Raw genomic sequence first — 6,574 nt, 5'->3', positions numbered from 1 at the left:
GGGGGAGGGTTTCGTTCATCCGGAATCCAGTGGGTGGTTGTGGGCCGATCATACCTCAGCCGCGTCATTCGCCTCGTCTCCGTCCAGGCAAGCCAGGGCTCTCCCCTTTACTGCGCGTCCGTCACTAAAAAATTAACATGCTAATGATTTCTCTTGACCTCACCCTTGGCCGAGCTTAGTCTGAAGTTATCTTAACAACTGAGATTCTTTTTTGTTGAGATAAATACCCGCTCCTCCCATTGGAGCGGGGACCCTTACAAGAAGATGGGACTAGCCATGCTCACCGCCGAACAGAACCGCCTGCTGACTGACGTAACCCCCGGTACACCGCTTCATGGGTACTGGAAGAAGCACTGGATTCCAGCCCTGCGCAGCGAGGCGCTCGCTCCGGGTGGGGCGCCGCAGCGCGTCGAGCTGCTTTGCGAGAAGTACGTGGCCTTTCGCGGCGACGATGGCAAGGTCGGTTTCCTCCATGAGGCCTGCCCCCATCGCGGCGTCTCGCTCGCCCTCGGCAGGAACGAAGGCAATCGGCTGACCTGCATCTTCCATGGCTGGAGCTTCGACGCCGACGGCAACTGCACTCGGATGCCGACGGAGAAGGACCAGGGCTTCTGCCAGAAGGTCAAGGGGCAGGGCTTCAAGGTCCGCGAGGGCGGTGGCATCGTCTGGGTCTATCTCGGCGAAGGCGAGCCGCCGAAGTTCAACGACTACGCGTTCACCTACCTCACGCGGGAACACGCGCGGCCGCGAGCGTCGTACAACGAAGCCAACTGGTTGCAGAACGTCGAGACCTTGCTCGACTCGGCGCATATCGGCCTGTTGCACCACGATACGACCGCTGACGCGAGCCTGCCCCAGGCGGGCCTGCAGCTGGTCACCGGCAACGATACGCCCAAGTACACTCTGGAAAGCCGCCCCTATGGGCTGCGTTCCTACTCGCTGCGGTCCAGTGGAGGAGAAACCGACTACCTCCGCGTTACCGAATACGTGGCGCCCGGCACGGCCTTCATCGGCACCACCGAGCAGGAAGCCGGTTTCGTAATCATCGTGGTACCGGTCAACAACACCCGCAGTCTCCAGTGGTACGTCTACTGGGACTCGCGCCAGCCCATCGATGACAACCTGCCCGACTTCGCGCTCCTGGGTACCGATGAGTGCGACGACAACTTCGCCGCTTCGCGCCAGGGCACGCCGAACTATGGCCAGGACCGCGAAGCCATGCGCGAGGGCACCAGTTGGAGCGGTGTTCCCGGGGTGATCTTCGAGGACTACGCCGTCGCCGAGAGCATCCCCATTGTCGATCGCACCCGTGAATTTCTCGGCAGCGGCGACCTGGCAATCGTGCGCCTGCGCCGCGAACTCATGGAGCGCATCCGGCAATCGGAAGCCAACGAGGATTGCCTCCGGGCGGGAGACAGCAACTACCGTTCGCTGAGGGCCCTGGCCGAAATGATCCCGGCGGGCGCCGACATCCAGGGCTTCACGGAAAGGAAGCGTCAGGAACGAGAAGCGGAATTTCTCTGAATGATCCGCCCGGCCCCGGGCCGGGCACCTTTCCATGAGCTTTGCAGCTATCGCTTGAGACCGACCATGAGCGCGCCGAACAGACACCAGGTGTATGTCAAATCCATCACCCACGAGGCCGATGATGTACTGGCCTATGAACTCAGGGCTTGCGGCGAAGGGGAGCTCCCGCCTTTCACCGCGGGCTCGCATATCGACCTCATCATCGACGGCATCCCCCTGCGCAGCTACTCGCTACTCAACGATCCGGTGGAATGCCGGCGCTACGTGATCGCGGTCGCCAAGGACCCGAAAAGCCGCGGTGGCTCCAGGCTCATCCACGAAACCCTGCGCAGCGGCGACACCCTGCAGATCAGTGCGCCGAAGAACCACTTTCCGCTGGTCGATGGCCCGCATCGCTCCGTCCTGATTGCCGGGGGCATTGGTATAACCCCGCTCTGGAGCATGGCGCAGCACCTCTCTGGAAAAGGCGCGGCCTGGGAGCTCCATTACTTCGCCCGCAGCCGCCGGAATGCGGCCCTGCTGGAGCGCATGCAGGGCGGCATCGAACGGGGCGATATCCATCTGCTGCTGGCGCGGGACGTGGAAACCACTGTCCGCGACATCCGCGACCTCTTTGGCGCCGATGATGGCGAGCGGCACTACTACTGCTGTGGTCCCAGCGGAATGATCGAGACGTACAAGGCCCTGTCCCAGGGGATAGACGGACACCGGATTCATTTCGAGAGCTTTGTGCCCCTGCAGGAAGCGGCCACGGCCGGCGGCTACGAGGTGTTGCTGGCCAAGACCGGCAAGACCCTTTCGATAGAAACGGGCAAGAGCATCCTCGATGCCCTGGACGAGGCGGGGGTGGAGGTGATGAGTTCCTGCCGCGAAGGGATCTGCGGCGCCTGCGAGGTGCGCGTGATCGAAGGCATACCGGATCACCGCGACTCGATTCTCAGCGACGCTGAGAAACAGGCGAACAGGACCATGTTCGTCTGCTGCTCCGGCAGCCGATCGCCGCGTCTGGTGCTCGATCTCTAAAAGCCGCCGCTCGCCGGCTCACTCCTCTCAATCCACAACAATCATAAGAAGACGATCATGAACGAGAATGCCCAATTGAAAGGCCCGGCGGCGGAGCCGATGATGGCGAGGGCGAGCGTCGCGGACGTCGCCCACTCGGCCAAATTGCTCAGGCTGCTGCCCCTGCTCCTGGTGTGCTACCTGTTCGCCCACCTCGACCGCATCAATATCGGTTTCGCCAAGACGCAGATGAGCAACGACCTTGCCTTCAGCGACTCAATCTATGGATTCGGCGCCGGACTTTTCTTCATCGCCTACATGCTCTTCGGCGTGCCCAGCAACCTGGCCCTGGAGCGCGTGGGTCCCAGGCGCTGGATCGCCACCTTGATGGTCATCTGGGGGGCCATGTCGGCCGCCATGCTCGCCGTCGAAACCCCGCTGCAGTTCTATACCCTGCGCTTCCTGCTGGGCGTGGCCGAAGCCGGGTTCTTCCCGGGCATCTTGGTCTACCTGAACCGCTGGTTTCCGGCTACCCGCCGGGCCCAGGTCACCGCCCTGTTCGCCCTGGCAGTGCCGCTGGCGGGCATTGTCGGCGCGCCTGTCTCGGGGTTCATCCTGGAGCACGCCAAGGATGGGTACGGACTCAATGGCTGGCAGTGGATGTTTCTCATCGAGGGGTTGCCGGTGGTGTTCCTCGGGCTGGTCGTCCTGCTCTATCTCCCCGATGACCATGAGTCGGTCGGCTGGCTGACGCCCTCGCAGAAGGCCGAGTTGACGGCAACCCTGGCCCGCGAGCAGCTGGATAAACCGGTTGCGACCTTCTCCAGTGTATTCACCAACCGCTTTACCTGGCTGCTCATCGTCGTCTATTCGGCGGTGATGCTGGCCATGGGCGTCGTGGCCTTCTGGATGCCGACCTTCATCGCCAACACCGGCCTCAGTCACGAGAGCCAGGTCGGGTTGCTGGCATCCATCCCCTATCTGCTCGGTTGCATCAGCATGGTGCTGATGGGCAGGAGTTCAGACCAGAACAAGGAACGCCGCTGGCATCTCTTCCTGCCCCTGGCCGCTTCCGCCGTGGGCCTGTTGTTGGCCGCGGCGGCCCCCACAAGCCTGCCCATGGTGATGATCGGCATGTCCCTGGCCTGCATGGGGGCCACCACGGCCCTGCCGATCTTCTGGCAGCTTCCCGGCGCGTTCTTCAGTAACCGAAGCATCGCCGGCGGCATTGCCTTGGTCAGTTCCTTCGGTAGCGTCGCATCGTTCTTCTCTCCTTACTTCATCGGCTGGATGCGCGACTTCTCGGCGACGCCGGAGCTGGCGCTGAACATCCTGGCGGTCCTGATATTCCTGGGGGGCGCGCTCGTCCTGGCGGTGCCGCCGCACAGGGTCAATCCGAAGCAGGGCTGAGCCTGCGGAGCAGAACCGCCCCATCCTTGATCATGGTCGCGCACGGTGATGGAGAGGGTGCCGTGCGGGCCATCCTGGCCCTGTCACCCTCTCGCGCGGAGAAATGCCATGACCGAGCGAACGACTTGCTCCCATACCCATAACCACTCTTCGGTGTTCTCGCGGCGCCCGGTTGCCACGGGGATCGCCGTCGGCGTGGGGTCCCTGCTGCCGCACGCGTTACTGCCTCCGGAGGCCTCGCTGGGGTTTGCCGCAGTACTCATCGCCCTCATCGGCGGCATCTACTTCGGCTTCGCCGTTACCAACGGCGACAGCCGCCATCAGCTCATCGAGTTCAACGTCAGCGGGCTCTTCGCGCTTGCCGGCCTGCTGGGGCTGCTCCGCTGGCCCTTTCTGCTGCCGCTGGCCTACTTCGCCCACGCGATGTGGGACCTGGCCCATCACCATCGGTCACGACTGCCACTGGTATCCATACCGCGCTGGTACGTGCCCTGGTGCGTGGTCATCGACGTAATCATCGGCGCCGGCCTGCTTGTCCTCTGGCGCAACAACGGCTTGATCTGAGCCGGGTCTCGTCGAGTGCAATGATCGAGAACGGTGATTGGCAGCATATGACCGTTTTTTGTCATAGCCGAGGCGGGGGCCACGTGTAGATTTTTTCGTGACGAATAATCTTGAGGTCAATTCGATGCTGACGGCGACATACTCAAAACAAAAGAAGCTGGTAGGTGTTGCTTCGAGGGCGAAGATCATTCACTCCGAAAGTTGTGGTTGCAAACTAACGGGGTCGCGATTTCTTCAACTGGTGGAAGCCTTTGCGGCACTGCCGAAAGATAGTGTACTTGTGGATTGGAGAGTTCCGGTTCGCCTCGTTCAACCATATCACTGGACGTGTGGCGCCGAGTACTTCCAGAAGCAGCTTATTACAGCCATGAGCAACAACCGGCACGATCATGTCAGCCGCGCTTTGCTGGCCGCTGCTCAATCTCCCTTGGTACGGGAACAACGCGAGTCGAATACAAAGCCGGAACTGAAAGCACGTACCGGGGAAATCGATACCGTCATTGTCAACGGCAGGATATTCACCGGCGAACTCGATGCGCCCTGGTGTGAAGCCGTGGCGATAGGCGATGGGCTCATCCGCGCGGTCGGGACCAGCATTGCCATGCGGGCCTTGGCCGGGGCGTTCGCGGAAGTCATCGATGTCGGCGGGCGCACAGTGATTCCGGGCCTGAACGATGCGCACATGCACCATACGCCCGACCCGTTCGGCATCCGTTTGCCGGTCGACCCGATGGCCAATCCGTCGTTCGACGAAATTCGGCTGCTGATTAGCGAAGCGGTCGCCGCGTCCCCCGCGGGCACCTGGATCTACGCGACGATGGGCGAGCGTCTGACCAACGACAAGGCGCTCGATCGCAGGCCACTCGACGAAATCGCGCCGGACCATCCGATTATTTTCCTGGGGATGAGCAACCACACCAACGTGGTGAACAGTGCTGCCATGCAGCGGCTGGGCATTCGGGACGAGGAGCCCGATCCTGTTGGGGGCGACTATGAGCGGCTGCCGGGATCGCGGCGCCTTTCGGGTCGAATCAACGAGTACGCCCAGTGGTCGCCGCAGCGTTGCTTCGCGTCGATGGCGACGGTCGAGGAGGGCGCTGCCAGTCTTCGGGCGCTGGCCGATGAGTGTGTCCGCTGGGGCATCACGACCATCCAGAACATGTCCTGGACGCCTCCTGAGCGCTATCTGGACATGGCCAAGGCTGCGGACGTTCCGATCAAGGTTCGGCTCATCCGCTTTCCACCGTCCGGGCCCGAAGGGCGGATTCTCAGCGATGGCCGTGGCATCAAGCGCGAGATCACTGACCGTGTGGAATTCCACGGCACCAAGTGGATCCTCGACGGAACTCCCATCGAGGGTGCCTCAGCCGTCAGTCGGCCGTATTCCTCCGACTCGCCCAACCGGGGGCAGGAGAATTTTCCCGGCTCCGAAATTTCCCACATGTTGCGCGAAAGCCTGGGGGCCAAGGAGCAATTGCTGTTGCATGCCATCGGCGACCGGGCGCTGGAAAGTGTGCTGAATGCAATCGAGACCTTCAGTCCGCAAGTGGATTGGCAGGCCAGGAACTTGCGCATCGAACACGGCGATGGTCTGACCAGGGAGCAGGTCGGCCGGGTCAAGGCGGCTGGTGCGATGGTGGTGCAGAACCCGACGCACTTCTGGTTCTACGGCGGTGACACGGGATTCTCCATCTTCGATGGCGCGTTCCAGAGTCTCCTGGACACGGGCATCACCGTTGGCATCGGCTCGGATGGTCCGCTCAACCCGTTCCTGGGGCTGCTTGCGGCGGTGCAGCACCCGGCCCGCCCACACGAGGCGATGTCCATGGAAAACGCCGTCCGCGCCTATACCCGGGGCAGCGCGATCGCGGAAGGCAAGGGCGACTCCAAGGGGCGGCTGATTCCCGGGCAGGTTGCCGATCTTGCCGTGTTGTCCCAAGACATTTTCTCGATCGAGCCTCAATACCTGCCGAGTACCCAGAGCGTCCTGACGATGGTGGATGGTTCGGTGGTCTTTCGAGATGCCGGCATCTGACTGTTCGTAACGGCATGGCAGTTCAGCGAATGACGC

5 protein-coding genes are annotated in these 6,574 nt (G+C 62.3%); all 5 read left to right on the top strand.

What is annotated here, in order from left to right; translation table 11 throughout:
- Nucleotides 1-276 precede the first annotated feature (276 nt).
- The 5 genes from FFS60_RS24900 (at nucleotide 277) to FFS60_RS24880 (ending at nucleotide 6,538) form a co-directional block, all read left to right on the top strand.
- The gene (locus FFS60_RS24900) at nucleotides 277-1,524 is read left to right on the top strand and encodes a Rieske 2Fe-2S domain-containing protein (protein ID WP_171016571.1); all 1,248 of its coding nucleotides are present in this window, start codon (nucleotides 277-279) and stop codon (nucleotides 1,522-1,524) included.
- Between the two features lie 66 nt (nucleotides 1,525-1,590).
- Nucleotides 1,591-2,550, top strand: a complete 960-nt coding sequence (locus FFS60_RS24895; RefSeq protein WP_137823473.1) for a PDR/VanB family oxidoreductase — start codon at nucleotides 1,591-1,593, stop codon at nucleotides 2,548-2,550.
- 99 nt (nucleotides 2,551-2,649) lie between these two features.
- Nucleotides 2,650-3,939: an MFS transporter gene (locus tag FFS60_RS24890; protein WP_137823475.1), complete on the top strand. Its 1,290-nt coding sequence runs from the start codon at nucleotides 2,650-2,652 to the stop codon at nucleotides 3,937-3,939.
- A 108-nt stretch (nucleotides 3,940-4,047) separates the two neighbouring features.
- Complete coding sequence (locus FFS60_RS24885; RefSeq protein WP_137823472.1) at nucleotides 4,048-4,503, top strand: DUF6010 family protein; 456 nt, start codon at nucleotides 4,048-4,050, stop codon at nucleotides 4,501-4,503.
- Nucleotides 4,504-4,600: 97 nt separating this feature from the next.
- Nucleotides 4,601-6,538, top strand: a complete 1,938-nt coding sequence (locus FFS60_RS24880) for an amidohydrolase (protein WP_137823471.1) — start codon at nucleotides 4,601-4,603, stop codon at nucleotides 6,536-6,538.
- Nucleotides 6,539-6,574: the final 36 nt, after the last annotated feature.

Source organism: Pseudomonas sp. D(2018) (assembly GCF_005502555.1).
GTDB classification, from domain to species: domain Bacteria; phylum Pseudomonadota; class Gammaproteobacteria; order Pseudomonadales; family Pseudomonadaceae; genus Metapseudomonas; species Metapseudomonas resinovorans.
This window is presented reverse-complemented; position numbering and strand designations above follow the sequence as displayed.

Coding starts and splice junctions, on each gene's coding strand:
- FFS60_RS24890 (WP_137823475.1), top strand. CDS start 2,650: ATGATGGCGAGGGCGAGCGTCGCGGACGTCGCCCACTCGGCCAAATTG.
- FFS60_RS24895 (WP_137823473.1), top strand. CDS start 1,591: ATGAGCGCGCCGAACAGACACCAGGTGTATGTCAAATCCATCACCCAC.
- FFS60_RS24900 (WP_171016571.1), top strand. CDS start 277: ATGCTCACCGCCGAACAGAACCGCCTGCTGACTGACGTAACCCCCGGT.
- FFS60_RS24885 (WP_137823472.1), top strand. CDS start 4,048: ATGACCGAGCGAACGACTTGCTCCCATACCCATAACCACTCTTCGGTG.